This is a genomic window from Polynucleobacter sp. MWH-HuK1 (genome assembly GCF_018881815.1).
Lineage (GTDB): Bacteria > Pseudomonadota > Gammaproteobacteria > Burkholderiales > Burkholderiaceae > Polynucleobacter.
Genome location: NZ_JACVPP010000001.1, coordinates 606399 through 632957, shown reverse-complemented (window position 1 = coordinate 632957; position 26559 = coordinate 606399). Strand labels below are relative to the sequence as shown.

Here is a 26559-nt window from a genome sequence, read left to right as displayed (position 1 = left end):
CCTTACCTCTGAGCTTAGCCCCACACAACATTCATTGGCCTCTTGAGTGGAATGGCCATCATTTGCTTAGCCTCAAAACGCAATTACCAAAAGCCTCTGTGCCTGATTTAAAACCTAGATCTGCACACTTCTTTTTGGCATCATCCATTCCAACAGTTGCAGGTGGTGATGGTTGATAAGCTGGTGCTTGATAGACCGATACTGGCTTCGAAAAAGTATATTCACTATCCTTATGGCACAAACGAAGTTTGGTTGAGGCCAAGCTTACGCCATCAGGCCAACGAACGTTCGGACTTTGGATTTCAAGACAAGTATTGGTTATGACCAAATCTGGGTAACTTAGTTTCATGGGGGTGTAATAGGAGAAAGTTCCTCCTCCATGCTGGCTACCCGAAATAATTGCACCAGGAGGGTCTGACTTATACATAACCGTAGGTGCGCACCCCGTTAACAACAAAAGAAGCGAAAGCAAAAAGGTTTTGATCTTATTAAATGTTAAAAGCAATTTGTAACAGTTCCTGTGGTACTACAGTTCATTGTTCTGCCGCCAGGCAAAATATATGTTCTATTGGGATTTGGCGGGGTTGGCACTGTGCCATAACTATTATTTGCGTTATAAGCTCCCGAAGCAATCCCCGTCCCCATTTGGAATAATGCCATTCCTGCTGCAACGCTTCGCTGACGTTGTTGCTCATCCAGTTGCGCCTGATACTGCCTTTGTTGTTGCAAATACTGCGCCTGCTGTTGGGCGGCCTGAGATCTTGCCTGATCAATTTGCTGGCGACAAGTTGCATACTCATTTGTTTTGGGCTTAAAACCATATTTTCGACAAGTTGCATCATCTGGATCAGACGCATTCTGGGGAACATTTGCTTCTTTTCGCACAAGCAGCTCTAAAACGCAGCTAGCATAAGCCTCAGTCTTCTTTTTAAAACCTAATTCTGCACAAGTAGCTTCCTCTAGAGATGAATCAATACCGCTAGTCTGGATTGGCTTTTTATTAGAAGACTGCCCCATGATTTGATTATTAGAGCCTAACACTGGTCCAATGTAATTGTTGTCTTGAAAAATTCCATCCAAGACTCGTCCATCAGCAAAATAAAGGACTCCTTTGCCATTCTTCTTGTGATCAGTCCATTCACCAACGTATTTAGATCCATCGGAAGCAGTCCAATACGTACCAGTTCCGCTAATTTTTCCGTCTAACCAGCCACCCTCATACCTATCTCCATTTGAGAAAAAATAACTCCCTTTGCCATTCATTAAATTTTTTTTAAAAGTGCCTACATATTTATCTCCCATCCATGACCCTGGACCATAGGTTAGGCTGCCTTGTCCATGCATATGCCCATCCTTAAACTCTCCAACGTACAAGTCGCCAGCACCAAGCGAATATTTCCCAAAACAATTATTCCACTGATCAGAATATTCACCTTTGCATGCAGGAAGCTTGCTTTGAGCATTTATGTCTAAACATCCAAGCGAAAGTACGGCAAGCATAAAAAAACTGCGAAGCAGTCTATGACCACCAGATTTGGTTGTAATGACGTATTTCTTTTTCATATCCCATGAATATACTCTCACACATATCGAACAAAATACTGGGTAAGCCCCTACCTATTAGTTGGGGGGTATTTTAGGGGGTGGGGGTACGGTAGGGTCTGGGATTCCAAAAATGCACATGGGGGCTGCCAACTCTAACACTGTTAGGGTGACTTAAGCCCTGTGATAACCTTTGTCCAAATGTTGTCCAAGTAAACCTAAAGATTTGGTCAAGATTGAAGTTACAAAGTGTAGAAATGGAAGCCCTCACCGCAGTCCAAGTTGCCCTACTCACAATCTACGATATGTGTAAAGCAGTTGACCGAGGAATGGTAATGGGTGACGTGAAGCTCTTAGAAAAGAGTGGTGGCAAAAGTGGCGAATGGAAGTCTTCATAAAAAACTTCAAGTTCCACCCAAATAAAAGCCGCCTCATGAGCGGCTTTTTAATACTCCAAATTACTTGCTGATTCTGCACTCCGACGGCAACAACTGAGGAATTAAATTAGTCTCCGTTGATCTACATGACCATCCGCCAGCCCAAGCCGCGCCTTCTGGCTTTGACAGATCCAATGGCTTAGGAGAATTGGCATCAGGCTCATTGGTAGGGACTAAATGCAGGGTGTTTTTACCCTCTGGCGCAACACTTACCTGGTAGTCGATTGCAATCGCTCCTGACGGAGTGATTTCAATTAACTTAACGCTGCGAGTTGGTGTAAATGTAAAAGATCCATAGGTTGCCTCATCCATTACCACAGTGCCACGACTTGCAAAGGCCTCGGTTACCGCTAACTTCGCGCTTGAGGATAAATTCATACCTTCCACAACACGACTGCGAGCAATGTAATCTTGATATTGTGGCACTGCTACTGCAACTAAGATGCCAATAATCGCCACAACAACCATCACTTCAATTAAGGTAAATCCAGATTCTGATATTTGATCTTGATGGGTTTTTATATTTTCAAATTGATTGCTGGTACTCTGCATATTTTCTAGCTCCTGAGACGAAATACCTCATGATCCAGTCTACGCCCTTTGCATTCAAGGAATGTCATAAGTAAAAAAGCCGGCTTTGAAGGCCGGCTTTTTTGATTCATTCGTAAGAAAATTAATGCTCTTTTACTGCGTTCTTTTTCTTTAGATAGGTACCAACTAAAATCACAATAGCAACACCAATGATCTCAAAAGCAAGTTTGGCATCACCCATCGCAGCTTGAATACTATCCTTGATAGCAGGATCATCAACCAACATTCCACCGGCTAACAGACCTAAAAGGCCAGCACCTAAAGTAATGATGATTGGGAAACGCTCCATTACCTTCAGCAACATAGCGCTACCAAAGATGATCAATGGAATAGACATTCCCAAGCCAATAATCAACAGGAGCAGGCGAGTCTCTTCTGGACCTTTTTGTGCTGCAGCAGCAACTGCCAATACGTTATCTAGGCTCATTACTAAGTCGGCAATCAAGATCGTACGAATAGCAGCCCAGATGCTGGATTTGGCTTCCATATGCTCTTCACCACCACTATCCGATAAAAGCTGAATACCGATATAGAGCAATAGCAAACCGCCAACAATTTTTAGATAGGGCAAAGTAAGCAATGCTACCGCTGTAATCGTGAGTACGACACGCAAAATAATTGCAGCAGCGCTACCCCAGAAAATCGCTTTCTTTTGTTGTGCTGGTGGCAAATTACGTGACGCCAAAGCGATCACAACTGCGTTATCGCCTGATAGCAAAATATTTGCAACGATGATTGATAGAAGTGCCGCCCAAAAGGTGGCATCTGAAAATGCTGATAAATCCATGGTGTCTCCTACGTTTCTCTTATGTCTTATTTTATTTTTAACTACTGGGCACTACAAAAAGGATGCTGTTTTATCAGCACCCTTTTCCAAAACACTAATTACAACATGGCTTTCAATAAAGCAGCCATTTCTGATGGGTTCCTTGTTACTTTGAAGCCACACTCTTCCATAACCGCAAGCTTGGCATCTGCAGTATCGGCACCACCAGAAATCAACGCTCCTGCGTGACCCATACGCTTGCCTGGAGGCGCTGTTACGCCAGCAATAAAACCAACTACTGGCTTTTTCATGTTGTCTTTGCACCAGCGAGCAGCTTCAGCTTCGTCTGGACCGCCGATTTCGCCAATCATGATCACAGCATCAGTCTCTGGATCTTCATTGAACATTTTCATGATGTCGATGTGCTTCAGGCCATTGATTGGGTCGCCACCAATACCTACTGCTGTGGACTGGCCTAAACCAATTGCTGTCAACTGACCAACCGCTTCATAAGTCAATGTGCCGGAACGACTAACAACGCCAATGCGGCCTTTCTTATGAATATGACCAGGCATGATGCCGATCTTAATTTCATCTGGAGTAATAATGCCTGGGCAGTTAGGGCCAAGTAATAAAGTCTTTTTGCCACCAGCTTTTTCTTTAGCATGCATCTTGTTGCGAACTTCCAGCATGTCACGCACTGGAATACCTTCAGTAATACAAATCACGAAGTCGAGGTCAGCTTCAACCGCTTCCCAAATCGCAGCAGCCGCGCCTGGAGGCGGAACGTAGATAACAGAAGTGGTTGCACCAGTTTGCTGTGCAGCTTCTTTCACGGTTCCATAAATAGGAATATTAAAGATGGACTCGCCAGCTTTTTTAGGATTTACACCGGCAACAAAACAGTTTTTGCCGTTTGCGTATTCCTGACATTTTTCAGTATGGAACTGTCCTGTCTTACCAGTAATACCTTGTGTAATGACTTTGGTGTTTTTATTGATCAAAATAGACATATTGAAATTCCTGGATTATTTGTTTTTGGCAACAGCAGCAACTACCTTAGTAGCAGCTTCAGCCATTGAATCGGCACTAATAATTGGCAAACCAGAGTCTGCAAGAATCTTCTTGCCCAACTCTTCGTTAGTGCCCTTCATGCGCACAACCAAAGGTACTGTGAGGTTTACTGCTTTACATGCAGTAACAACACCGTCAGCGATCACATCACAACGCATAATGCCGCCGAAAATGTTTACCAAAATAGCCTCAACACTCTTGTTCTTCAACATGATCTTGAATGCCTCAGTTACTTTTTCTGCTGTAGCACCGCCGCCAACGTCCAAGAAGTTTGCTGGCTCGCCACCGAACAACTTAATAGTGTCCATCGTAGCCATCGCCAAGCCTGCACCGTTCACTAAACAGCCGATATTGCCGTCGAGAGAGATGTAAGCCAGGTCAAATTTAGAAGCTTCGATTTCGGCAGCATCTTCTTCATCGATATCGCGATAAGCAACGATTTCTGGATGACGGAACAATGCGTTAGGATCAAAGTTGAACTTTGCATCCAAAGCTTTAATCTTTCCGTTGCCTTCGAGAATTAATGGGTTGATTTCAACCAATGATGCATCGGTATCCCAGTAAGTCTTGTAAAGGTTTTTGAATACGTCGCGAGCCATTGGAATAGACGCCTCAGGAACGCCAATACCTTTAGCAACGATATCGCAATCAGCGTCTGTCAGACCAACCATCGGATCAACAAATACTTTAATAATTTTTTCTGGATGAGATTCAGCAACTTCCTCAATATCCATGCCGCCTTCGCTAGAGGCCATGATCACATTCTTTTGTGTGCCACGGTCTGTAACGATACTGAAGTAGTACTCTTTTTTAATATCAGCGCCATCTTCAATTAAGAGACGATTTACTTTTTGACCTTCTGGTCCAGTTTGATGCGTCTTGAGCTGCATTCCCAAAATTTCAGAAGCATACTTCTTTACTTCGTCCATGCTTCTAGCCAATTTCACGCCGCCGCCTTTACCGCGACCACCAGCATGAATCTGTGCTTTCACAACCCATACTGGGCCACCTAATTTTTCAGCAGCTTTGACTGCCTCATCAACACTAAATGCGGGAATGCCGTTAGGAACAGGCACATTAAATTGGCGAAGAAGTTCTTTGCCTTGGTACTCGTGAATTTTCATAATTACTCCGAAACGGTATCTTTTTTAGCAAGCGATGAGGATTAGTAAAACCGATGTCGCCACAATCTCATACTTACTCTAGAAGCTGGCTATATTTGCCAAATTTGAATAAATGCGAACGGCTTGACCGACTCCATAAGTCTATCATGCTGCAACGCCGCAAATAGCGTTTTTCGATCCGTAATTGCCCTAATCAGGGGTTTGTCCGCCTATAACCTTGGCCACAATATCGGATCCAAACCCCTTGGACGCTAGGAATCGGTATTGTCTGGCGCGTTCTTTTTGTTCAGTGGCACGCTGGCCATACTTGCGCATCCAAAGGCCATAAGCACGCTGGAATTCGGTCTCTTTCAGGGCTCCCAGCAATTTGGCTGACTGCCTAGAATCTACCCCCGCCCTTTCAAGTTCGTCGGCAATCTTTCTCATGCCGTAGCGCTCACTGCGGCGGCGAACCAAGGCTTCAGCAAAACGCTCGTCAGACAACCAGCCGCGAGCCTCAAAATCATCCAATACAGCTTCAATCTGAGAATTTCTTGATTCCGGAGTTTGCTCGGCCTGATCTCCACCCAACTTGCCCCATCTAGCCTCAGATTCAGCTAATTTTGTGGCCAAGCCCTTGCGGCTGTATTCCCGGAGCGATAAAAGGCGCAAAGCCCGAGCTTTGAGACTCGGGCTTTGTTTGGACTTTTTATTACCACTTGATTCTGACATTGAAATATTCAACGCAGTTATTCAACTTCTTCCTCAGCCAGCACATCAGTTACCACTGCTGAACCGGCTTTAACACCAAGCTTCTCACGAATCTTTTTCTCGATATCTTGAGAGATGGCTGGATTCTCTTTTAAGAACTCACGAACATTGTCTTTGCCTTGACCAATGCGATCACCGTTGTAGCTATACCAAGAGCCTGACTTTTCAATGAGGTCTGCTTCGACACCCATATCAATGATTTCACCTTCTCTAGAAATACCAGCGCCGTACATGATGTCAAAAATGGCTTCACGGAATGGAGGAGAAACTTTGTTCTTCACAACCTTGACGCGAGTTTCATTACCTACAACCTCATCACCTTTTTTGATGCTGCCGATACGACGAATATCTAAACGCATAGAGGCATAAAACTTCAAAGCATTACCGCCAGTAGTTGTTTCTGGTGAACCAAACATCACACCAATCTTCATACGAATCTGGTTAATGAAGATCACCGTAGTGTTCGTGCGCTTGATTGCGCCGGTCAATTTGCGCAATGCCTGACTCATCAAACGAGCTTGCAAACCAGGGAGGGAATCGCCCATATCGCCTTCAATCTCAGCCTTTGGAACCAAGGCAGCAACAGAGTCGATCACGATTAAGTCAATAGAACCTGAACGCACTAAGGCGTCAGCAATTTCTAAAGCTTGTTCGCCGGTATCCGGCTGAGAGATCAACAAATTATTTACATCAACCCCCAGCTTGCCAGCGTACTGAACATCTAATGCATGCTCTGCATCGATAAATGCGCAAGTGCCACCAAGCTTTTGCATTTCTGCAATTGCATGCAATGTGAGTGTTGTTTTACCTGAAGATTCTGGTCCGTAAATTTCAATTACGCGCCCACGCGCTAGACCACCAACTCCAAGAGCAATGTCTAACCCTAGTGAACCACTTGATACAACCTGAATATCTTCGCTAATTTCAGCGTCGCCCAATCGCATGATTGAGCCTTTACCAAACTGCTTCTCAATTTGCGCCAGCGCTGCTGTTAGTGCTTTTTGCTTGTCTCCGCTCATTCCTTCAAATTCTGAAGAGGCTGATTTTCTTTTGTCATCCAAGGCCATTTTTGATTCCCTTTTCGCTATGTACTGGGCTTTTTCCCGAAGTTTTATCTACTGTGTAACAACTTAGGAGTTACTGTATATAAAAACAGTAGTCTTTGCAAGCGACTTTTAAACGGAATTTACGGATTTTTTATTAAGCCGATCGTGATTGGCACGGTCCCAGTAAAAAAAGAGGGGTATAGCAATAGCCCAGACCACTCCAACAAGGATAAATCCAGTGATTTGACCGCCCGAACCCCAACCTCCAGCGCCCATCCGAATACCAGCCTCATAGGACATGGGACCAGCAATACCCCCTAAAACAGCCCCTAAAACCGGTCTGCCACGCAACCAGGTCAAGGAACCATTAATAGTGGTGGCAACCAGTACCCACAAAACCCACATCCAGAGCGGCGACAAATAAGGGGACGGCCAGTCATCCCGAAAGTCCAGGTAGCCTAGATGCATGATGAGGGTGTCTGCCACCAACCCAAAGAAAAAAGCTTTACATAAGAGGCTTATTTCAGTTTTTGGCGAAGGGGAACGCCAGGCATGAAAGGCTATATAGGCCAAGGTAGCAATAATTGCCCAAAAGACTTGTTTATTGGCCGCGCCCAGAACACAGGCAAACCAACCAAGCTGGAAAATTACAAAGTTCCAAAATTTAGCCATACCAAGCATCCTAAGAAAAAAGCCACTGCCGAGGGGCAATGGCTTTTAGATTTGGTGGCGAATCAGACATTCATATTTGGCTTGTAAGCCATTGATTTATATGAGTGTTCTTCATCACACCTTAATTTATTACTCACAATATTACTCACAATTCTCAATTTGCCCCATTTATTTCCCAAATCATGAGGCGGAAAAATTGGTGCTTGCCATCTTTATAACAGACATCACTTTTTTTCCATTTCCACAACAGCCTATCTATAAAATAAATTGATTACAAAATTCAAAACAATTAAAAGGTTTCAAATGAATATACCTCTAAAGTCTTTAGCGCTAATAATTGGCATTGTTTTGGCAAGTGGATGCACCATCAAAGCAAATGTTACGAAGCATGACGAGCAATCATCTATTGCCGCCAAAAATTTCACACCTCATGAAAAATTAGCCAAGGTTTATTTTTTAACAACCTCCAAAGATAATTGGCTAAGTATTAAAGGAGGCTATTCAGCTGACTTGAAAATCAATGGCGCCTTAATTGGGTCAATAAATGACGACAATGTAATGTATTTCAACCTTGCTCCAGGCACTTATACATTTGAATGGTTTATGCGGTCATCGGATTTCATTGAGAGCAGGGCTACAAGTGTTGAATTACCCTATAGAGTTGCCGCTGGGGATGTTGTTATATTGCGAGGTAAATACAATGCAGGAGGGAGTGCTGGATTTGGTTTAATTGGCGCACTAATTTCACCGCCCAAATACGAAATGGAAATAAGCAAAGATAGAGATTTAATTAAAGAGCTAGTCATTGCCGCTCCGCAAAGTTGTCCACCTACTATTTGCATATCCGCAGACCCCACTGCACAGAAATCTCAAGATAAAAATAAAAGTATTTCAGCCCAAGAGAGGCTGAATGATTTAAATGAGATGCGAAGAAAGGGTTTGATTACACAAAAAGATTACGACACCAAGAAAGCGGAAATACTAAAAAGTATGTAGTAATCAATCTATGATTCAGATGTTGCCATGTAATTCCAATAATTAAATTTTCCAGCCGATAAAAAAGCCACCTAATATTTGGGGTGGCTTTTTTATTAAATCAACTCTTAACTTAGAACTTGTAGCCAATACCAACCAAGAAATTGTAGGCATTTGCACTCGAAGTGACTGACGATGTATAGCTACCGCCACCACCCCATGGCCCGGAACTTGTTTCAGTTTTATTGCCATAACTCATGTAATTGCCCTCACCAAAGGCATACAAATTGCCAGCTATAAATCGTTTATATCCTAAGCCCAGCGAGTAGCCTGTGTAATTTGTTGTGCTTCCACCCGATTCAATACCAGCTCCGGTATATCCAACCTTTGCATAAGCTACGCTTTTGGTATCAATCACAATTCCCGGTGAAAGAAAGAAGTTATAGCCATTCTTGAACTTGTATGTACTACTAAGTGTTGATGGAGAAAGTTGTGAATTTGTATAAGTGGTATTGCCAGACTGTCCAGAAAAAGGTGAATACTCCCCGCCAAATCCCAATAGAAAGGATGGTGTAACTAAAAAGCTATATCCCAATGTTGCTGTACCAGTAAAGTTATTAGTAGTATCAGCGCTAGTGCCCATGTTATATCTTGTTCCACTGGGGCTTGTAATACTTGCGTTTGAGACTGATGGAACGATACTTTGGAAACCCACACCTACCTGTCCATAAAGCCCCTCAAATGATTGAGCAATTGCGCCTGAAGCCGATATAGAACAAAGCGCCGCTACCAATAATTTCCTTTTCATCACATAGCCCCTTTTAAGTGTTATAGATACTATATTAGTTTTAACACTTATAAATAACTTTTTCAACAATTAGTTTCCAATGTACTCAAGTATTCATCACATTAGTCATTAGTCTGTGCAAATGCAAATAAAGGCACAAATAGGACGAAGCCCAATAAACCAGTTTTTATAGATTTCATTACTACCCCGGAATTTCTTTCAATCCAGTACCGAAAAAATACATTAACTCAATTGCAAGCCTATTGATTTAATTGAGTATATTTAGAACCTTTAAATCCTCTGACTCCTTACCATCAGGCGATACAAAAATTATCTTTACAGCCTTTAGCTCAGGCTCACCAGAAGCCTCGAGGGCATTCGTTTGTTTCGGTCTGCCATCAAGCCTATCTGCAAGTTCTTTTATCGCCCAAGGCTCACCTTTTGATGCCAGATTTAACAATTGATCAATGGAAGCCCTTAATCGCCTTCCATCGTCCTGGGCAATAGCTTTTCTTAAAGCATCATTCCACAATCGCCCTTTTTGAGCATTGGTGTTTCCAATGGGTGCGCCACTCATATCACCCCCTTGAAGCCTTGAAATATGAAATGGCTTCAGGAGCCCTATCGTAATCATCAATCCATGATTGAATTTCTTTGCTTTGTAACTCTTTATTTAAAAGCTGATTTAAATTAACGGAATTTGAATTGACTTGAACTAAAGAACCTTTAGGTTGACCTTCAGGTATACCTTTGCCCCCACCTTTTTCCTTGTCTTTTTTTTGCTTCGCACCCTTGATTCCACCGAGGCGCTGCTTTTCTCTTGTCTCTAAATAACCTTTTCTGTAGCCCTCTAGTTCATGTGAAATGATTTGCCCTCCTTGCTGATGAAAAAAGGCAGAATGCAGGTTGGTATAGGCAGATTTCACCTCATCAAAGGTAAATCCTAAAATTTTCGACATATCGACAAATTCCGAGGGAATGCTTCCATTTATCCAGCATTCCATTAAAAGGGTTATGAATAGACCCCTTTCCTTTAATGACATGAGTCTAAATGCTCTATTAGACATAATGTTTGCGGCATAAAAAGGGAAATACGGGACATCTTTAATCATGAGCGGCCTCCTCAAGATTTATGCGATATTCCAATGGGTTTTCTAAAAACCTATGCAACTCTTTGTTTTGATAAAAAGTGCATCGAATGCCTAAACGAATCGGTTTGGGCGCTTTTCCAACCAAACTTAATTGTCTAAATTTTTCTTTTGAGAATGGTACAAAATGTTTTATTTGACTCCAGCGACTCATGCCTATGGTGGGCAAAGTCAATCTTTCATCGGAGCAAGAAGAAATGGGGTAAGGTTTATACATGGCGATTCCATACGAGCAAATGTAAGAGAGCCAACAAAATAAAGTTAGCTGCTTAGCAAAAAAGCTCAATCCCACTGTCTATGGAACGCCAATTTCTACCACAAGTGAATACTAATATTGTTAACTTTTAAAAGCAATAGATTTTCTAGATTGACAAGTCTTTTTAAATTTATCGACTCATGATCAAGCCTTCAATCCATCCAAATAATCCGCCCAAGACTGAAGCATCTTGGCTCTAGGTGCTAAATACTCTGCATAGTTGTAGGCACTAGATACCTTGTCCTTCTCACTATGGGCTAACTGCAATTCAATATGAGCATGGGGGAAGCCTTGTTCATGCAAGATAGTTGATGCAATTCCCCTGAAACCATGCCCAGTCATTTTGGAGTGATAGCCAAGACGATAGAGGGCATAAATCAAAGTGTTATTACTCATTGGCTTCTTGGGATTGTTTGCATTGGGGAATACTAATTCTCTTCCACCAGTTATTTCATGCAATCGTTTGAAAATTGCTAGTGCCTGAGAAGATAGCCGAACGATATGAGGATTTTTCATCTTCATTCTTTCGGCTGGAATCTGCCATACACCCTTCTTGAGGTCTATCTCATCCCACCTTGCACCGATTAACTCCGAGGTCCTAACAAAGGTATAGGCAAGCAACTGCAAGCCAAGTCTAGTGAGTTCAGTTCCAGCAACTTCATTAGTCCCATAGGTATCAATATCCCTAAGCAGGGCTGGTAACTCTTTGGCGGTCACCCTTTTGTAATTCCTTTCAACATGGGGCTTGAAAGCTAAGTTGGCATCAATACTCTTTGCTGGGTTAATTTCAATTAACTCCTCATGCACCGCATAGCTGAAAACCTGTGAGCAAGTGTTCAAGACCCTTCTTGTCATGGAGGTTGCATCTCTTTCCTCCATCTTCTGAATAATCTGTTTCATAGACTTTGAGGTGATTTCACAAATTGGCACATTTTTAACATGGGGAAATATGTTCAATTCCAGCCTTCTCCAAACTCTTTTAGCATGGTCAGAGGTCTTATTAATCTTCCATCTTTCGTGCCATACCTGGGCCACACCTTCAAAAGTGTTCGCTAGGGCTTGCAACTTCTCTTTGGAGGCATGTTTGCGAAATAGGGAAGGGTCTTTGCCTGACTGGAGGATTTTCTTGAGTTCATCCCTATCCTCTCTAGCCTGCTTTAGAGAAACTTCAGGGTAGCCTCTCAAGGAAAGCATCTTTGCTTTGCCTGCAAACCGATATCGATACCGCCAAGACATTGATCCATTGGGCAATACGAGCAAGGAAAGGCCATCCCCATCATTTTGAGCATATTGCTTGGGCTTACCCCTCAAGGACTTAATCAACGAGTCTGTAAGCAGTTTTGAAGCCATTTGAAGCCTTTTTATGAGTAATTTTGGTAGGTAGCTGGAGAATTACTCACATTCCTACTCACATGGGGTTGATATTACTCACATTTCCCATCGTTGACTACAGAAAGCAAAAAACCCCTGAAGGCTTTAATCTTCAAGGGTTTCTTGGGTGATGCTAGGCATCAGTACAACTGAATATGGTGGCGAATCAGGGATTTGAACCCCGGACCTGCGGATTATGATTCCGTCGCTCTAACCAGCTGAGCTAATTCGCCGAAGGTGAGATTTTAGCTTATTTGACCAAAATGCTCAAAAAAACTCCCTTTGGACTCAATATTTAGGCGCATCAAACGATCTTTATCACCAAATCCGGCAAATTATCGATACTGCAACGAACAATGTCCCCACGCACAACTGGGCCGACATTCTCAGGCGTTCCTGAGTAAATAATATCCCCAGGGAACAATTCATTTGCCTCTGAAAGCTTCGAAATCTGCTCTGCGACAGACCAAATCATTTGATCTAGGTTGGCTCTTTGCTTTGTAACCCCATTGACTGAAAGTGCAATTGTTCCCTTGGTGAAATGCCCAACTTGATTCACTGGAAAAATGGGTCCTATCGGTGCAGAGTGATCAAATGATTTACCAATCTCCCAAGGCTTCTTCTGGTCACCCATAAAGCGCTGTAAATCGCGGCGCGTCATATCAAGACCCAAGGCATAACCGTATACATGCTCAAGGGCTTTTTCAACAGAGATATTTCTGCCACCCTTATTTAGCGCTGCAACTAACTCAACTTCGTAGTGATAATTTTTGGTCAGCGATGGATAGGGGTGATCTACTATCTTGTTTGGCGCTACAAACTGAATAGCGTCTGTTGGCTTTTGAAAAAAGAATGGTGGTTCACGCGTTGGGTCTGAACCCATCTCGCGAGCATGCGCCGCATAATTTCTACCGATGCAATAAATACGACGTACCGGAAACTCTGCATTACCGCCTGCAATCGGTATCAATGTTTGAGTTACAGTAAATGGGGTCGTAATTGCATCCGCCCCTTTATGAGCCTGAGCGCCCGCTGCAATACCTGTCAAAGAAAGTGAAGCAACGCCAAGCTTGATTGCATTACGGCGAGTTAACACATCATTATTTTGAACTGACATTACCTATCTCCCTTAATAAACGGACTTTACCGTCTTTCTATTTATTTACACATTACAGCAACATTACACCCGGAAATGGCATTGGTAAATTATTTAATGAGAAAAACACTCTCAGCTTGGTCGCGACCATACAAGACATTAAATTCAATTTTCTTAGCTAAAAAGAGCTTTTTGAGCACCTCATCTTTGTTATCAAAAATAATTGCTGTTTGCTCTGGATAGCGAGAAAAAGGGTCGCTAGTAACATCCACCACTACCCCATCGATCTTGATTTGTTTGATAGAGCGTTTATATAGTCTGTCAGGGCGTATAAAAATAAGACGTTTCACATACTTATCTAATACAAGCTTTTGTCCTTGCTCATTAGTCTTGTAGTAATAGACCAGCTCTTCTTTGCCGTTGGTAGTCATATCGCGTTCTTCATCCCATTTAGCAAAAGCAGCTTGACTGATGAGTAGACTCAGAAATAGAGTGGCAACAAGCTTATAAAAGTGCATCATTTACCTTCTTCAATAGATAACTTGATCTTATCAGTCATTCTTACTTATGCGCCTTCTCACCATCTCCACTGGCAAAGTCATACCTCTATTTGGCAACCATCACCCTGATTACAAATCCGTTGCTTCGGCAATTCGTAAGAAGGCAGTAAGCGACTTAGATAATCCTGCTCCCGTCGACATTACTACTCTTGGCGTTAAAGATGATGAGCAGGCAGACTTATCAGTACACGGTGGCATTGAAAAAGCCATCTATGTTTATCCGGCAGAACATTACGCGTTTTGGAATGAACTTCTGACTCGTGAGACCAAACAGCCCGTTCATTTGGAGCATGGGGCTATTGGCGAAAATTTCACAATAGAAGGCCTGCTAGAAACTGAGGTGTTTGTTGGTGATCAACTACGGATTGGAGAATTAGAATTTTCAGTCGTTAAGCTACGAGAACCCTGCTTTAAATTTAACGCTGCCATGCGTTACAAAGGAGCTTCAAAAGCAATGCTGCAGTCTGGCTTTAGTGGCTGGTATTTGCGAGTAACTAAAACTGGGGTGCTTTCTGCTGGCGCACAAATTGAACTCATCCCAGGATCAAGAGAAACCTCTATCGCACAACAAAATCAAAAGCTCTTAAACAATCGCAATCAAAAAGATTTGTGGGAATAAAAAAACCCGACCATTTCTGATCGGGTTTCTCATTTGTTGCAGACTAAAGAATCTTAGTCACGTGCGTAGATATCTACGTCTTTGGTTTCTTTAACAAACAGCGTACCAATTACCAATGTCATCGTAGCGATGATGATTGGGTACCAGAGACCGTAGTAAATGTTACCGTTTTGCGCAACCAAGGCGAAGGAGATCGTTGGCAACAAGCCGCCGAACCAACCGTTACCAATATGGTATGGCAATGACATAGAGGTGTAACGAATGCGAGTTGGGAACATCTCAACCAACATTGCAGCGATTGGGCCATAAACCATGGTTACCAAGATCACCAAGTACACCAACAAGAGCAATACAGCTACATAGTTAATGCCAGCTGGATCAGCTTTAGCTGGATAGCCAGCAGCATTCAACGCATCACGAATCTGCTTCTTGAACTCAGCATCTTTAGCTTTCAAATCTGCTGGAGCCATGCCTTTTGCTGTGTATCCAGTGATTTCTGCATCACCGATCTTCACAACAGCAGTACTACCGGCTGGGCCAGGAATAGTTGTGTAGCTCGCAGAGTTAGACGCCATCACTTGTTTTGCAATATCGCAAGAACTTGTGAACTTCGCTGTACCAGTTGGGTTGAACTGGAATGTACATTCGTTCACGTCAGCAGTAATCGTTGCTGGTGAAGTTGCCATTGCCTTTTCCAACGCTGGGTTAGCAAAGTGGGTCAAAGCATTAAATACTGAAACTGGTGTATTTGGGATGTAAGTAATGATTGCCAAGAGCAAACCGCCCATGATGATCACTTTACGGCCAATCTTGTCAGACCAAGAACCAAATACTACGAAGAACGGTGTACCGATTACCAAAGAAGCGGCAATCAATAAGTTCGCAGTCTTAGCATCTACTTTCAACACTTGTGTGAGGTAGAACAAAGCGTAGAACTGACCTGTGTACCAAACCACCGCTTGACCTGCAACCAGACCAAACAATGCCAAGATAACAATCTTCAAGTTCTTCCACTGACCGAATGACTCGGACAAAGGAGCTTTTGACAATTTACCTTCTTCTTTCATCTTCTTGAAAGCTGGAGACTCATTCATGGATAAACGAATCCAAACAGAGATCGCCAACAATGCGATAGAAGCGATGAAAGGAACGCGCCAGCCCCAAACATCAAAGTCTGGACCTGTAAATTCACGTGTGAACAAAATCACGAGCAAGGAAAGGAACAAACCTAAAGTAGCAGTTGTTTGAATCCAAGCTGTGTATGCGCCACGCTTACCGTTAGGAGCATGTTCTGCAACATAAGTAGCAGCACCACCGTACTCACCACCCAAAGCCAAACCTTGAAGCATACGCAATGCGATCAAGATCACTGGGGCAGCAACACCGATAGTTGCGTAGTTAGGCAGAATACCTACGATGAAGGTTGCACCACCCATCAATAAGATGGTGACCAAGAACGTATATTTACGTCCGATCAAATCGCCCAAGCGACCGAACACCAACGCGCCGAATGGACGCACGATGAAACCAGCAGCAAACGCTAACAAAGCAAAAATGAAGGCAGAACCTGCATCTAAGCCTGAGAAGAACTGCTTGGCAATAACGGCAGCCAAAGAACCGTAAAGATAAAAGTCATACCACTCAAAAACCGTACCCAAAGAAGATGCAAAAATAACTTTGCGCTCTTCGGCGGTCATTGGGGCTGCTTTGTGTGCTGTAGACATCAGTAGCTCCTAACTATTTTTATTAAATAAAAAACAACGGGTCGATTATGCTTTGAAAAAAACCAAAGAAATCCACTAGTTAGGGTAATTCCCCATCAAATTAACTCGGGGTTTTCCCGAGAAATGTGGATTTGATGCAACGCATTTAAGCCATGATGCAGATAGGGTTTAGCACTAACTTGAAGCAATGCGCCCTTGTGAGGTGCATTTCTGGAAACCAAGGTGCATACCTCTCGAATAACACTTGTTGTACTTCGCTTTAATCGATCAAGTAGTAATCAGAAAGGCATAAGCAAAAAAAATGCCATCAAATAATCATTAAATAAGGAGCAAGGCAAATGAAAAGACGTGACTTTTTGGGTAAGACCGCACTTGGGGCTGCTGCAGGCGTATTGGCCGCACCAGCAATCGCACAATCCATGCCTGAAGTGAAGTGGCGCTGCGCATCTAGCTTCCCCAAAAGCCTAGATACGATTTATGGTGGTGGCGAATTTATTTCTAAACGGGTAGCCGCCTTAACAGACGGCAAGTTTCAGATTCGTATCTTTGGCGCCGGTGAAATCGTGCCAGCATTTGGAACGGTTGATGCCGTTCAACAAGGCACTGTGGAATGTACACATACGGCTGGTTACTATTTTGTTGGTAAAAATAAAGCTTTTGCATTTGACACGACCGTTCCCTTCGGCATGAACCAGCGTCAGCAAAATGCTTGGATGTACTGGGGTGGAGGCCTAAAACTACAGCGTGAATTCTTACGCGACTACAACATCATTTCTTTCCCAGCAGGCAATACAGGAACACAGATGGGTGGTTGGTTCAAGAAGCCAGTAAAAACCGTTGCAGACCTCAAGGGTCTCAAAATGCGTATCGCCGGCCTTGGCGGCGAAGTTATGTCCCGCTTAGGCGCAATCCCACAACAAATCGCTGGTGGTGACATCTATCCAGCCCTTGAAAAAGGTGTTATTGACGCAGCTGAGTGGGTCGGTCCATACGACGATGAAAAACTGGGCTTTTATAAAATTGCGCCTTACTACTACTACCCAGGATGGTGGGAGGCTTGCTCGATGTACTCCATGTACGTCAATATCAAGGAGTGGGAAAAGTTACCTAAACAATATCAAGAAGCTCTGACCTCAGCCTGCGCCGAATGCAATATCGACATGATGGCTGAGTACGATTACAAAAACCCAATTGCTTTGCAAAGTCTAATCAAGAATGGTGTCAAGTTGCAGTCATACTCCACGGAAATTATGAAAGCGGCATCCAATGCGGCTTTCGAAATGTACGAGGAGGAGGCCGCTAAAAATCCATCCTTCAAGAAGATTTACGAGCCTTGGAAAAAATTCCGCAACGATCAAATGTTATGGAACAAAGTTGCCGAACAAACTCTCATGAGCTTCATGCTAACTAATCCAGTCAAATAAACTTTAAGCGAGTAACTGAAATGCCAAAACAATTTTTAGTTTTTGCAAATTTCGTTGATCGCCTAAATGACCGTTTTGGAGTTTTAGCAAGCTGGATGGTTCTTATCGCCGTACTGGTTAGCACCGCAAATGCGCTAATCCGGTACGGCTTTAACATCAGCTCAAACGGTTGGTTAGAAGCGCAATGGTATTTGTTTGCCGGCATGGTGATGTTTGGTGCAGCCACCACATTTCGCCTCAATGAGCATGTTCGTGTTGACGTGCTCTATGCCATGTATCCCAACAAAGTACGCCTCTGGTTGGATTTTTGGGGGGGAATTATTTTCTTTCTACCCATGACCATCATTATTGGTTACTACTCTTGGGAATTCTTTATCACCTCGATTATTCAAAATGAAACTTCAAGCAATCCTGGTGGCCTCATTCGTTGGCCGGTGCGCGGCATTATTACTTTGGGCTTTTTCTTACTAACACTCCAAGGTATTTCAGAAATTATCAAACGCTACGCAGCAATTATCGGCATGATTCAGATCGATCCTAAATACGAAAGACCACTCCAATGATTAGCCAAGATCTAATGGCCCCCATCATGTTTGGGGGTCTGATTGTATTTTTATTAATTGGATATCCTGCTGCGTTTTCTCTAGGCGCTGTTGGTTTATTCTTCTCTTTCATCGGCATCGAGATGGGCATGTTTCAACCCACCTTCTTGCAAGCACTTCCAGACCGAGTCTTCGGCATTCTCTCGAATGACTTGTTGCTCTCGATTCCTTTTTTCACCTTCATGGGTGCGATTCTCGAGAAGTGTGGATTGGCAGAAGATATGCTCGAAGGCTTGGGGCAATTATTTGGCCCCATCCGTGGTGGCTTAGCCTATGCCGTGATTATTGTTGGTGCGATTCTTGGTGCCATTACTGGAACCGTAGCAGCATCTGTCATTGCAATGGGATTAATCTCCCTTCCGGTGATGCTGCGATACGGTTATAACCCGCGAGTTGCTACTGGCGTAATAGCGGCATCAGGCACGATTACGCAGCTCATTCCGCCATCGCTCGTTTTGATTGTGTTGGCTGACCAATTAGGCAAATCAGTTGGCGATATGTATGCCGGTGCTATTGGACCATCTATCATTCAGATAGCACTATTTTGCTTATTCATTTTCTTCTTGTCGATTTTTAGACCTCAAGATGTGCCAGCGCTTCCACCAGAAGCGCGCCCAAAAATTGATTGGAAGTTATTCAAAAAAATTCTCTGGGGCATTATTCCCTCCATTGCGCTGATCTTCTTGGTGTTGGGAACAATCCTGATGGGTCTTGCAACCCCAACTGAAGGTGGTGCCATGGGTTCTGTAGGGGCATTAGTTCTAGCTGCAATGAATAAGCGCTTACAAAAATCTTTAGTCTGGGAAGCAATGACTTCCACTATGCGCATAAATGCAATGGTGATCTTCATTCTGATTGGCTCCACTGTTTTTGGTCTAGCTTTCCGTGGTGTTGATGGGGATTTGTGGATCGAACATCTCTTATCAGGTCTGCCGGGTGGTCAAGTAGGTTTCCTAATTGCGGTGAATTTATTTGTTTTCTTCTTAGCCTTTTTCTTGGATTATTTTGAAATTGCATTCATCATCATTCCACTATTAGCACCCGTGGCAGAAAAGCTGGGCATTGATCTGATTTGGTTTGGCGTGCTTCTTGGCGCCAATATGCAGACCTCATTTATGCATCCACCCTTTGGCTTTGCCTTGTTTTATCTAAGAGGAGTGGCAGATAAAACCGTCAAAAGCTCAGATATCTACTATGGGGCTTTACCATGGGTTGGTTTGCAGCTGATTTTGGTGGCGATCATCATCTTCATTCCAGAAACAGTGACTTACTTTGTGGACAAACCAACTGTTGCCATAGATGCCAATGGTCCATCGATTGATCCGCTGGCTGGTGTCGAGCAAAATGAGATCACCGTAGACTCCAGCGCCGATATCGAGCGACAATTACGAGAAAACAAATAGCTATTACAAATAGCAAAATAAAAAAATAAAGGGGATTTACGATGCAGGCAAAGTGGGGTATTCGTGGGATGGCGGTAGCACCGCACTCCCTCGCTTCTGAATCAGCTTTAGCAGTTCTTAGGGAAGGTGGCAACGCTTTAGAAGCCATGGTGGCGGCAGCCGCAACGATTGCCGTGGTCTATCCACATATGAACTCGATTGGTGGAGACTCTTTTTGGGTCATTCACTCCCCCGGCAAAGCCATGGGTGGTATTGATGCCTGTGGTGCGGCCGCTGGTTTGGCTACCAAGCAATGGTATGCGGAGCGCGGGATCACCAAAGCAATTCCTTTTCGTGGAGCAGTTGCTGCAAATACTGTCGCAGGAACGATATCTGGCTGGGGTGCTGCTCACAAACTCTCCAAACAAGGATTGGGTGGCAAGATTCCGCTATCTCGCTTGCTAGCTGATGCCATTCATTACGCAGAAGCAGGTGTACCGGTTACTTATAGTCAATCAAGCTTGACCGAAAAAAAACGAAAAGAGTTAAGCCCTATCCCGGGCTTCTCCGAAACCTTCTTGGTCAACGGCAAGGCGCCTGCAGTTGGCAGTATCTTTAAACAAGAACGTCTAGCAAAAACCTTGCGTCAAATTGCCACCAAGGGTACGGACGATTATTACCGCGGCGATCTTGCACACCTTCTTGCAAAAGAGCTAACAGACATTGGTAGTCCATTGCGCCTCGGTGACTTGCATCGTCATCACGCCAAACTTATTGATCCCCTTGAACTCAAACATAGTCTGGGTAAGGTGTACAACATGATTCCACCCACTCAGGGTGTTGTGTCATTAATGATCATCGGGATATTGGATCAGTTGAATTTAAAACGCTTTAAAGTCGACAGCGCTGAGTATGTACATCATTGTGTTGAAGCTACCAAGCAAGCATTCAAAATTCGCGATCAATTTGTCACTGACCCTGCGTACATGACAAAAAATGCTCAATCTTTTTTAGCGCCAGCCTTCCTAAAAAAACTTGCCAAGAATATTGATCCCAACAAGGCCTTACCTTGGGGTCAAGGCAAGGGACCGGCCGATACGATTTGGATGGGCGTCATTGACGGTGATGGCAATTGCGTCTCATTCATTCAAAGTATTTATCACGAGTTTGGCGCTGGTATTGTGCTGCCGAAATCTGGTGTGAACTGGCAAAACCGTGGCTGCAGTTTTTCACTTGATCCTAATACACTCAATCATCTTGAGCCCTATCGCAAACCATTCCATACATTAAACCCAGCAATGACCTTATTTAAAGATGGTCGCTCGATGGTTTATGGAACGATGGGCGGTGATGGTCAACCACAAACGCAATGCGCCGTCTTTACCCGCACTGCCACTTACGGCTTAGACCCACAAGATGCCATTAGTCGACCACGCTGGTTGCTCGGTCGCACCTGGGGCCAAACGAGTGATAGCTTAAAACTCGAGTCTCGCTTTAGTCCTTGGGTTGCAAAAGAACTGCATACCTTAGGTCATGAGATAGAAATGCTTGAGGCGTTTGATGAAACCGTGGGACATGCGGGCTGCATTATTCGCGACCCATCCGGCACTTTGCGAGGCGGATGGGATCCTCGCAGTGATGGTGCGGTTAGCGCGTTTTAGTAATAAACATTTTAGGCACGCGCAGATCCCAATAAATAGCGGCTGCGCGTAGTCCAAAAATTCCGAGCATACAGATGACAGAACCTTCAACCACAAACTGTGGCAAAAAGTTCAGCACCAAAACGTAAGCAACACAACCCAAGGTCACCGGAATCGCATAGAGCTCATGCGACATGATTAACGTTTTTCTGCCTGCCAGCACATCACGCAAGAGGCCGCCACCGATCGCGGTTATTACCCCTAGGATGACTGGCGCAACTGGCAAACCAAAATTCATATTCCACGCTTTATCCGCACCCTGAATTGCAAATAATGCAGCACCAAAACCATCGATGTACAACATCCAACGATAAATTTGCGGTTGGGTAAAAAATGATTCTGCGAAAAATGTCAGCACGCTTGCGCCTAAGGCAAGCCATACATATATTTGATTGTCCGACCAGAAAGTAGGCACTTCCAAAATAATGTCGCGAATAGTGCCCCCACCAATGGCGGTAATCAAACCAAGCACTAGAACACCAAAGAGATCAACACCGCGATCAGCAATAGCCAAAACCCCCGTGACCGCAAAGGCCATGGTTGCAATGATGCCGATCCAGAAACTAATCTCTTCCATAACAAAGAGTCTAAAGCACTTTGCTTGCGTACTAACTTGAATGACGATTCTGAATATACTGTTAGCCATGAACTCCGATAAGGCATCGATATGACCCCCAAGCTATATAGCTTTTGGCGTAGCTCTGCAGCCTATCGGGTGCGTATCGCCCTCAACCTTAAGGGTATGGACTACGAAACCATTCCAATCCACCTCAGTAAAAATGGTGGCGAGCAAATGGGTAATTCATATAGCAGCAAAAATCCTAATCGCTTAGTGCCTTTATTTGAAGATGGTCAGAAAAGTATTCATCAATCACTGGCAATTATTGAATACCTTGAAGAGGTTCAGCCTGAGCCGGCACTTCTTCCCAAAGCTGCGTTTGATCGAGCTTGGGTACGCTCAGTTGCGATGGATATCACCAGCGACATTCATCCAATTAATAACATTCGGGTATTGCGCTACCTTATCAAAAAAATCGGCATTAGCAATGAATCGAAAGATGACTGGTACCAGCACTGGGTCAAAGTAGGACTAGAGAGCATTGAAAAACAATTGAGTAATGATTCTAGGGTTGGTAGATTTGCCTTTGAAGATCAACCAAGCTTAATTGATGTCTGCTTAGTGCCTCAGCTATTTAATGCACTAAGTGCAAAAGTAGATGTAGCACCCTACTCCACACTCATGAGGATTTTTCATGAGTGTATGAAGTTGCCCGCTTTTATTGATGCATCCTGGGAAAAACAAATCGATGCTGAAGGATTAAACCCCGTTGCTCCACCACAGAAATAGTGAGAGCGTAAGCAATGAGCTTACGGTAGTAATGAGAACCACTCTCGAAATAATGCTGCCATCTGCCTTGTAGTACTGGGCCAACATAAAAGGTCCGGTGCCAGTGGGCAACGCGCTCAAAATCACAATTGCGCTTACCCATAATTCAGATAGATCCAAAATTGGATCCGCAATAATCCAAGCAACTAGGGGTTGCAGTATTAACTTTGCCAAACTAATACCCCACGCTCTTTCTGGAGCAGCAGTACTTTTTTGCATGAGAAACAAACCAATTGAAACTAAAGCACATGGCGTAGAAGCGGCTGCCAAAAATGAAATCACTTGGGCAACCGGATCATATAAAGTCAATTCGCTAGCAGCCCATATCAAACCGGCGACTGGAGCTATGAGTAATGGATTGGTGCATAAGGATTTAATAACACTTAAGGCAATCTCATGTGACTTCTTGTGTGACAGAATGCCAATCTCAATAAATACTGTTGCCAAGGCAAACATCACGAACACAATAAAAGTAGAAATAATGGCTGGAGCCAACCCATCTTGACCTAGGGCAAGTGCGCACAATGGAATGCCCATATATCCAGTATTTGAATAAGAAGCACTGAGCCCATCAAAGCTAGCGTCAGCTAAGTCACGACGGTGCATCCAACTCACTAGAAGCACCAGGAAAAAGACAATCAAGCAACTCAGGAAAAAAGCAGCGATAAAGCCAGGCTGCCACAGCGTTTGCCAACCGCTATTAGCGGCGAAGTTAAATAGCTGTGCAGGTAAAGCCAGCCAAACAACAAACCGGTTTAACTCAGTTGATGCATTAACGCCTAACTTGCCAGCGCGCCCACCAACATACCCAATCAGTATGAGTAAGAAAACGGGTAGAACTACATTAAATACGTAGAGCAAAATTTATTGGGGAAAGTTAGGCAATCTTTTTCAGCGTCTTGGCATAACGCTGTGCATTTTTCACGTAACGTCCAGCGATGTCATGAACCCCCGCTATTTGCTCAGCAGTGAGTTCCTTCACCGCTTTTGCTGGAGTTCCCAAAATCATGGAGCCGTCCGGAAACTCTTTTCCTTCGGTCACGAGAGCGCCGGCACCCACGAGACAATTTTTACCAATCTTAGCACCATTCAAAATTACTGCGCCAATGCCAATCAAACTGCCGTTGCCAATCTGACAACCGTGCAGCATCACTTGATGTCCAACAGTGACGTTCTTACCAATCACGAGTGGATAGCCAGGATCGGTGTGTAATACGGATGCATCTTGCACATTACTTCCTGCGCCAATTTGAATGAGGTCGTTATCGCCACGGATCACTACTTTGGGCCAGATACTTGCATCTTGATGAAGCTCTACTTTGCCGATCACTTCTGCACTCTCGGCAACCCAAGCGCCCTCAGCTAAATGAGGGGCATTTCCGTCTAGTTCAAATATAGCCATGACTCATTATAGGTATGAATCAGGCTATAGATGAACAGTCTTGCACTAAAAATCAATTACCAATTAGGTTCGCGATCCGGTGTTGAAGAAATACGGTGCACACTCAAATCAGCACCTTCAAATTCTTCTTCTTGAGACATACGAATACCTAGGGTCGCCTTGAGGGCGCCGTACACGACAAAACCACCGATCAGTGCGATACCTACGCCTAAGGCGCTACCAATTAGCTGTCCGGTAAAAGTGATCCCGCCGAGACCACCAAAAGCTTTGGTACCAAAAATACCTGCGGCTAGACCACCCCACAAACCGCACAGACCATGCAGTGGCCAAACACCGAGAACATCGTCCAGCTTCCAGCGGTTCTGCACCAAGGTAAACATATATACAAACAGTCCACCAGCAACTAGGCCAACAAATAAAGCGCCAAGAGGATGCATTAAATCTGAGCCAGCACAAACTGCAACCAAACCAGCGAGAGGGCCGTTATAAGTAAAGCCTGGATCATTACGACCAACTACCCAAGCAGCCAATGTGCCACCAACCATCGCCATCAAGGAATTCATTGCAACCAAGCCGCTAATCTTGTCGATTGTTTGTGCGCTCATCACGTTAAAACCAAACCAACCTACCGCCAAAATCCAGGCGCCTAAAGCCAAGAAGGGAATGCTTGATGGTGGATGAGCAGAAATTTGACCTTCTTTTGTATAGCGACCACGGCGAGCGCCCAAAAGGATAACGGCCGGTAATGCAATCCAACCACCTACGGCATGCACTACAACTGAACCAGCAAAGTCATGGAACTCTTCACCTGTGAGGCCTTTAATCCAAGCCTGAATACCGTAATGTTGATTCCAGGCAATTCCTTCGAAGAAGGGATACACAAAACCTACCAAGATAAAAGTAGCAATAAGCTGAGGATTAAATTTAGCGCGCTCCGCAATGCCACCAGAAATAATTGCTGGAATAGCTGCAGCAAAGGTGAGCAAGAAGAAAAACTTCACTAACTCATAGCCGTTCTTCTCTGCGAGCAACTCTGCGCCTGAGAAAAAGTTCACACCATAAGCAATGCTGTAGCCAATAAAGAAATATGCAATCGTTGAGACTGCAAAGTCCACCAAGATTTTTACTAAAGCGTTTACCTGGTTCTTCTTACGTACAGTTCCCAGCTCTAAAAATGCAAAGCCTGCATGCATGGCAAGAACCATGATTGCACCAAGCAAGATGAATAAAGCATCGCTACCTGTTTTCAAAGTTTCCATGAAATTTTCCCTCTTATTTTTTGCATCATTATGGGGAATAGAAAAACCCAAAGAAGTGCGATTTGCACTTAATTAGTGCATAAATAGATGTATTTATGGTTTATTATCGTTTTTACACACATCTAAGGGAGAACCCATGAAAAAAATTTTATTTGCTTTAGCCGCGATTAGCGCGTTTTCAGGACTAGCTCAAGCTGAAGAAAAAATTCAAGTATTGAGCACTCAAGAGCTCGTCAATGTCTGTAAATTGCCAGCTAGCCCCGAGTCCCGCAGCTTCTGTATTGGCTATACAACCAGTGTTTATGACACCTACTTAATGACTCGTCATCCACAACGAGCTAAACCATTTATTTGTGTAAAACAGCCAGCTCCGCAACGCGATACCGTGATTGCTGACTTTGTTAAATGGGCTGGAGAAAATCCACAAACTGCAGACAAACCTGCTGCAGGTGTAGTTTTAGGATTCTTGGCTGCTCGCTTTCCATGTGGCAAGAAATAATCCAGAGCGCTTAATCAATTCAAAATATTTAAGGAATTTGATATGAAAAAAATTATCGCAATTACTGCAGCAACTTTAGCAATCGCCGGTTGCTCTAATATGAGTAATACAGAGCAACGCACACTCTCAGGCGCCTCCATCGGTGCGGTTGTTGGTGGTGTCGGCACAGCCATTTTCCACGGCAACCCAATATGGGGTGTAGTCGGTGGAGCAGCAGTTGGCGCAGCATCTGGCTATGCATATGATGCTTACAAGAAAAATGAAGGCGCTAATTACGATGCAGGCTACAACGCCGGCAAAAACAATCAACCTAACAAAGCACCAAACTAAGATTAAATCTCTGATCTTTTGAGATTAGAGATTGCA

General features: G+C 43.9%; 29 protein-coding genes, 1 tRNA gene and 1 pseudogene. 10 read left to right on the top strand and 21 right to left on the bottom strand.

Going from position 1 to position 26559, the window contains the following annotated elements; genetic code table 11:
* Nucleotides 1-58 precede the first annotated feature (58 nt).
* Both ICE93_RS03380 and ICE93_RS03375 read right to left on the bottom strand, forming a co-directional pair.
* Nucleotides 59-349: a hypothetical protein gene (locus ICE93_RS03380; RefSeq protein WP_216185611.1), complete on the bottom strand. Its 291-nt coding sequence runs from the start codon at nucleotides 347-349 to the stop codon at nucleotides 59-61.
* A gap of 146 nt (nucleotides 350-495) precedes the next feature.
* On the bottom strand, nucleotides 496-1563 hold the full coding sequence (locus tag ICE93_RS03375) for an MORN repeat-containing protein (protein WP_216185610.1): 1068 nt from the start codon (nucleotides 1561-1563) through the stop codon (nucleotides 496-498).
* Between the two features lie 230 nt (nucleotides 1564-1793).
* Here ICE93_RS03375 and ICE93_RS03370 point away from each other — a divergent pair.
* Nucleotides 1794-1940 (top strand): annotated as a pseudogene (locus ICE93_RS03370) (cyclic pyranopterin monophosphate synthase MoaC); the annotation flags it as partial.
* Between the two features lie 60 nt (nucleotides 1941-2000).
* Here the strand turns inward: ICE93_RS03370 and ICE93_RS03365 are convergent.
* The 7 genes from ICE93_RS03365 to ICE93_RS03335 all read right to left on the bottom strand — a co-directional run bounded on the left by ICE93_RS03365 (nucleotide 2001) and on the right by ICE93_RS03335 (nucleotide 8002).
* A complete protein-coding gene (locus tag ICE93_RS03365; protein ID WP_216185608.1) occupies nucleotides 2001-2531 on the bottom strand; it encodes a pilin in 531 nt (176 codons plus the stop codon).
* Between the two features lie 121 nt (nucleotides 2532-2652).
* The gene (locus tag ICE93_RS03360) at nucleotides 2653-3357 is read right to left on the bottom strand and encodes a TerC family protein (RefSeq protein WP_216185606.1); all 705 of its coding nucleotides are present in this window, start codon (nucleotides 3355-3357) and stop codon (nucleotides 2653-2655) included.
* A gap of 98 nt (nucleotides 3358-3455) precedes the next feature.
* Nucleotides 3456-4349, bottom strand: a complete 894-nt coding sequence (gene sucD / locus ICE93_RS03355) for a succinate--CoA ligase subunit alpha (protein WP_216185604.1) — start codon at nucleotides 4347-4349, stop codon at nucleotides 3456-3458.
* A gap of 15 nt (nucleotides 4350-4364) precedes the next feature.
* Nucleotides 4365-5534, bottom strand: coding sequence for an ADP-forming succinate--CoA ligase subunit beta (sucC, locus tag ICE93_RS03350; RefSeq protein WP_011903667.1), 1170 nt, complete (start codon nucleotides 5532-5534; stop codon nucleotides 4365-4367).
* 189 nt (nucleotides 5535-5723) lie between these two features.
* On the bottom strand, nucleotides 5724-6245 hold the full coding sequence (recX, locus tag ICE93_RS03345; RefSeq protein ID WP_216185602.1) for a recombination regulator RecX: 522 nt from the start codon (nucleotides 6243-6245) through the stop codon (nucleotides 5724-5726).
* 17 nt (nucleotides 6246-6262) lie between these two features.
* Nucleotides 6263-7351, bottom strand: coding sequence for a recombinase RecA (gene recA, locus ICE93_RS03340; protein ID WP_216185600.1), 1089 nt, complete (start codon nucleotides 7349-7351; stop codon nucleotides 6263-6265).
* Between the two features lie 108 nt (nucleotides 7352-7459).
* Nucleotides 7460-8002 carry a DUF2878 domain-containing protein gene (locus ICE93_RS03335; RefSeq protein ID WP_216185598.1) on the bottom strand — a complete coding sequence of 181 codons (543 nt, stop codon included), beginning with the start codon at nucleotides 8000-8002 and terminating at the stop codon, nucleotides 7460-7462.
* A 303-nt stretch (nucleotides 8003-8305) separates the two neighbouring features.
* On the opposite strand from ICE93_RS03335, the gene ICE93_RS03330 reads away from it, so the two are divergent.
* On the top strand, nucleotides 8306-8998 hold the full coding sequence (locus ICE93_RS03330) for a hypothetical protein (RefSeq protein ID WP_216185596.1): 693 nt from the start codon (nucleotides 8306-8308) through the stop codon (nucleotides 8996-8998).
* A gap of 112 nt (nucleotides 8999-9110) precedes the next feature.
* Here ICE93_RS03330 and ICE93_RS03325 read toward each other — a convergent pair whose 3' ends face one another.
* The 7 genes from ICE93_RS03325 to ICE93_RS03295 all read right to left on the bottom strand — a co-directional run bounded on the left by ICE93_RS03325 (nucleotide 9111) and on the right by ICE93_RS03295 (nucleotide 14156).
* Complete coding sequence (locus ICE93_RS03325; protein ID WP_216185594.1) at nucleotides 9111-9785, bottom strand: outer membrane protein; 675 nt, start codon at nucleotides 9783-9785, stop codon at nucleotides 9111-9113.
* A 247-nt stretch (nucleotides 9786-10032) separates the two neighbouring features.
* Nucleotides 10033-10341 (bottom strand): hypothetical protein, encoded by a 309-nt coding sequence (locus ICE93_RS03320; protein ID WP_216185592.1) that lies wholly within the window; start codon nucleotides 10339-10341, stop codon nucleotides 10033-10035.
* 1 nt (nucleotide 10342) lies between these two features.
* Complete coding sequence (locus ICE93_RS03315; protein WP_216185590.1) at nucleotides 10343-10876, bottom strand: DUF1376 domain-containing protein; 534 nt, start codon at nucleotides 10874-10876, stop codon at nucleotides 10343-10345.
* Between the two features lie 436 nt (nucleotides 10877-11312).
* Nucleotides 11313-12518, bottom strand: coding sequence for a tyrosine-type recombinase/integrase (locus ICE93_RS03310; RefSeq protein WP_216185588.1), 1206 nt, complete (start codon nucleotides 12516-12518; stop codon nucleotides 11313-11315).
* A 177-nt stretch (nucleotides 12519-12695) separates the two neighbouring features.
* Nucleotides 12696-12772, bottom strand: a tRNA-Met gene (locus ICE93_RS03305).
* Nucleotides 12773-12843: 71 nt separating this feature from the next.
* Nucleotides 12844-13656, bottom strand: coding sequence for a fumarylacetoacetate hydrolase family protein (locus ICE93_RS03300; RefSeq protein ID WP_216185586.1), 813 nt, complete (start codon nucleotides 13654-13656; stop codon nucleotides 12844-12846).
* An 89-nt stretch (nucleotides 13657-13745) separates the two neighbouring features.
* Nucleotides 13746-14156, bottom strand: coding sequence for a hypothetical protein (locus tag ICE93_RS03295; RefSeq protein ID WP_216185584.1), 411 nt, complete (start codon nucleotides 14154-14156; stop codon nucleotides 13746-13748).
* 46 nt (nucleotides 14157-14202) lie between these two features.
* Here ICE93_RS03295 and ICE93_RS03290 point away from each other — a divergent pair, with 46 nt between their 5' ends.
* On the top strand, nucleotides 14203-14814 hold the full coding sequence (locus ICE93_RS03290) for an MOSC domain-containing protein (protein ID WP_216185582.1): 612 nt from the start codon (nucleotides 14203-14205) through the stop codon (nucleotides 14812-14814).
* Between the two features lie 53 nt (nucleotides 14815-14867).
* Here the strand turns inward: ICE93_RS03290 and ICE93_RS03285 are convergent, their stop codons facing one another.
* Nucleotides 14868-16538, bottom strand: coding sequence for an MFS transporter (locus ICE93_RS03285; protein ID WP_216185580.1), 1671 nt, complete (start codon nucleotides 16536-16538; stop codon nucleotides 14868-14870).
* A 338-nt stretch (nucleotides 16539-16876) separates the two neighbouring features.
* Here ICE93_RS03285 and ICE93_RS03280 point away from each other — a divergent pair, with 338 nt between their 5' ends.
* The 4 genes from ICE93_RS03280 to ggt are packed head-to-tail and all read left to right on the top strand — an operon-like array spanning nucleotide 16877 to nucleotide 21607.
* Nucleotides 16877-17962, top strand: a complete 1086-nt coding sequence (locus ICE93_RS03280; RefSeq protein ID WP_216185578.1) for a TRAP transporter substrate-binding protein — start codon at nucleotides 16877-16879, stop codon at nucleotides 17960-17962.
* Between the two features lie 20 nt (nucleotides 17963-17982).
* The gene (locus tag ICE93_RS03275; RefSeq protein WP_216185576.1) at nucleotides 17983-18525 is read left to right on the top strand and encodes a TRAP transporter small permease subunit; all 543 of its coding nucleotides are present in this window, start codon (nucleotides 17983-17985) and stop codon (nucleotides 18523-18525) included.
* The gene (locus ICE93_RS03270) at nucleotides 18525-19967 is read left to right on the top strand and encodes a TRAP transporter large permease subunit (protein ID WP_370624621.1); all 1443 of its coding nucleotides are present in this window, start codon (nucleotides 18525-18527) and stop codon (nucleotides 19965-19967) included. The genes ICE93_RS03275 and ICE93_RS03270 overlap by 1 nt, the downstream gene beginning before the upstream one ends.
* A 41-nt stretch (nucleotides 19968-20008) precedes the next feature.
* A complete protein-coding gene (gene ggt, locus ICE93_RS03265; protein WP_216185573.1) occupies nucleotides 20009-21607 on the top strand; it encodes a gamma-glutamyltransferase in 1599 nt (532 codons plus the stop codon).
* On the opposite strand, the gene ICE93_RS03260 is transcribed toward ggt, so the two are convergent.
* A complete protein-coding gene (locus tag ICE93_RS03260; protein ID WP_255554468.1) occupies nucleotides 21594-22292 on the bottom strand; it encodes a trimeric intracellular cation channel family protein in 699 nt (232 codons plus the stop codon). The two genes, ggt and ICE93_RS03260, sit on opposite strands and share 14 nt — an antisense overlap.
* A 21-nt stretch (nucleotides 22293-22313) precedes the next feature.
* Between ICE93_RS03260 and maiA the strand changes: the two genes are divergently transcribed.
* A complete protein-coding gene (gene maiA / locus ICE93_RS03255) occupies nucleotides 22314-22994 on the top strand; it encodes a maleylacetoacetate isomerase (RefSeq protein ID WP_216185571.1) in 681 nt (226 codons plus the stop codon).
* Here the strand turns inward: maiA and ICE93_RS03250 are convergent.
* From ICE93_RS03250 to ICE93_RS03240, 3 genes are read right to left on the bottom strand one after another with little or no spacing between them, the layout of a single operon-like run.
* Nucleotides 22965-23894, bottom strand: a complete 930-nt coding sequence (locus ICE93_RS03250; protein WP_216185569.1) for an AEC family transporter — start codon at nucleotides 23892-23894, stop codon at nucleotides 22965-22967. The genes maiA and ICE93_RS03250 overlap by 30 nt on opposite strands.
* Nucleotides 23895-23910: 16 nt before the next feature.
* Nucleotides 23911-24435: a gamma carbonic anhydrase family protein gene (locus ICE93_RS03245; RefSeq protein ID WP_216185567.1), complete on the bottom strand. Its 525-nt coding sequence runs from the start codon at nucleotides 24433-24435 to the stop codon at nucleotides 23911-23913.
* Between the two features lie 56 nt (nucleotides 24436-24491).
* On the bottom strand, nucleotides 24492-25694 hold the full coding sequence (locus ICE93_RS03240; protein ID WP_216185565.1) for an ammonium transporter: 1203 nt from the start codon (nucleotides 25692-25694) through the stop codon (nucleotides 24492-24494).
* A 136-nt stretch (nucleotides 25695-25830) separates the two neighbouring features.
* Between ICE93_RS03240 and ICE93_RS03235 the strand changes: the two genes are divergently transcribed.
* Both ICE93_RS03235 and ICE93_RS03230 read left to right on the top strand, forming a co-directional pair.
* Nucleotides 25831-26193, top strand: a complete 363-nt coding sequence (locus tag ICE93_RS03235) for a Rap1a/Tai family immunity protein (RefSeq protein ID WP_216185563.1) — start codon at nucleotides 25831-25833, stop codon at nucleotides 26191-26193.
* Nucleotides 26194-26235: 42 nt separating this feature from the next.
* Nucleotides 26236-26523 (top strand): glycine zipper domain-containing protein, encoded by a 288-nt coding sequence (locus ICE93_RS03230; protein WP_216185561.1) that lies wholly within the window; start codon nucleotides 26236-26238, stop codon nucleotides 26521-26523.
* Nucleotides 26524-26559 lie beyond the last annotated feature (36 nt).

What these genes read in the sequence shown, in the direction of transcription:
- ICE93_RS03260 (WP_255554468.1), bottom strand. Translation starts at nt 22,292, where the DNA reads ATGGCTAACAGTATATTCAGAATCGTCATTCAAGTTAGTACGCAAGCA.
- ICE93_RS03240 (WP_216185565.1), bottom strand. Translation starts at nt 25,694, where the DNA reads ATGGAAACTTTGAAAACAGGTAGCGATGCTTTATTCATCTTGCTTGGT.
- ggt (WP_216185573.1), top strand. Translation starts at nt 20,009, where the DNA reads ATGCAGGCAAAGTGGGGTATTCGTGGGATGGCGGTAGCACCGCACTCC.
- ICE93_RS03315 (WP_216185590.1), bottom strand. Translation starts at nt 10,876, where the DNA reads ATGATTAAAGATGTCCCGTATTTCCCTTTTTATGCCGCAAACATTATG.
- ICE93_RS03335 (WP_216185598.1), bottom strand. Translation starts at nt 8,002, where the DNA reads ATGGCTAAATTTTGGAACTTTGTAATTTTCCAGCTTGGTTGGTTTGCC.
- ICE93_RS03275 (WP_216185576.1), top strand. Translation starts at nt 17,983, where the DNA reads ATGCCAAAACAATTTTTAGTTTTTGCAAATTTCGTTGATCGCCTAAAT.
- ICE93_RS03365 (WP_216185608.1), bottom strand. Translation starts at nt 2,531, where the DNA reads ATGCAGAGTACCAGCAATCAATTTGAAAATATAAAAACCCATCAAGAT.
- ICE93_RS03245 (WP_216185567.1), bottom strand. Translation starts at nt 24,435, where the DNA reads ATGGCTATATTTGAACTAGACGGAAATGCCCCTCATTTAGCTGAGGGC.
- ICE93_RS03230 (WP_216185561.1), top strand. Translation starts at nt 26,236, where the DNA reads ATGAAAAAAATTATCGCAATTACTGCAGCAACTTTAGCAATCGCCGGT.
- ICE93_RS03290 (WP_216185582.1), top strand. Translation starts at nt 14,203, where the DNA reads ATGCGCCTTCTCACCATCTCCACTGGCAAAGTCATACCTCTATTTGGC.
- ICE93_RS03375 (WP_216185610.1), bottom strand. Translation starts at nt 1,563, where the DNA reads ATGAAAAAGAAATACGTCATTACAACCAAATCTGGTGGTCATAGACTG.
- ICE93_RS03320 (WP_216185592.1), bottom strand. Translation starts at nt 10,341, where the DNA reads ATGAGTGGCGCACCCATTGGAAACACCAATGCTCAAAAAGGGCGATTG.
- ICE93_RS03310 (WP_216185588.1), bottom strand. Translation starts at nt 12,518, where the DNA reads ATGGCTTCAAAACTGCTTACAGACTCGTTGATTAAGTCCTTGAGGGGT.
- ICE93_RS03280 (WP_216185578.1), top strand. Translation starts at nt 16,877, where the DNA reads ATGAAAAGACGTGACTTTTTGGGTAAGACCGCACTTGGGGCTGCTGCA.
- sucC (WP_011903667.1), bottom strand. Translation starts at nt 5,534, where the DNA reads ATGAAAATTCACGAGTACCAAGGCAAAGAACTTCTTCGCCAATTTAAT.
- ICE93_RS03295 (WP_216185584.1), bottom strand. Translation starts at nt 14,156, where the DNA reads ATGATGCACTTTTATAAGCTTGTTGCCACTCTATTTCTGAGTCTACTC.
- ICE93_RS03330 (WP_216185596.1), top strand. Translation starts at nt 8,306, where the DNA reads ATGAATATACCTCTAAAGTCTTTAGCGCTAATAATTGGCATTGTTTTG.
- ICE93_RS03300 (WP_216185586.1), bottom strand. Translation starts at nt 13,656, where the DNA reads ATGTCAGTTCAAAATAATGATGTGTTAACTCGCCGTAATGCAATCAAG.
- recA (WP_216185600.1), bottom strand. Translation starts at nt 7,351, where the DNA reads ATGGCCTTGGATGACAAAAGAAAATCAGCCTCTTCAGAATTTGAAGGA.
- ICE93_RS03325 (WP_216185594.1), bottom strand. Translation starts at nt 9,785, where the DNA reads ATGAAAAGGAAATTATTGGTAGCGGCGCTTTGTTCTATATCGGCTTCA.
- ICE93_RS03235 (WP_216185563.1), top strand. Translation starts at nt 25,831, where the DNA reads ATGAAAAAAATTTTATTTGCTTTAGCCGCGATTAGCGCGTTTTCAGGA.
- ICE93_RS03360 (WP_216185606.1), bottom strand. Translation starts at nt 3,357, where the DNA reads ATGGATTTATCAGCATTTTCAGATGCCACCTTTTGGGCGGCACTTCTA.
- maiA (WP_216185571.1), top strand. Translation starts at nt 22,314, where the DNA reads ATGACCCCCAAGCTATATAGCTTTTGGCGTAGCTCTGCAGCCTATCGG.
- sucD (WP_216185604.1), bottom strand. Translation starts at nt 4,349, where the DNA reads ATGTCTATTTTGATCAATAAAAACACCAAAGTCATTACACAAGGTATT.
- ICE93_RS03285 (WP_216185580.1), bottom strand. Translation starts at nt 16,538, where the DNA reads ATGTCTACAGCACACAAAGCAGCCCCAATGACCGCCGAAGAGCGCAAA.
- ICE93_RS03380 (WP_216185611.1), bottom strand. Translation starts at nt 349, where the DNA reads ATGAAACTAAGTTACCCAGATTTGGTCATAACCAATACTTGTCTTGAA.
- recX (WP_216185602.1), bottom strand. Translation starts at nt 6,245, where the DNA reads ATGTCAGAATCAAGTGGTAATAAAAAGTCCAAACAAAGCCCGAGTCTC.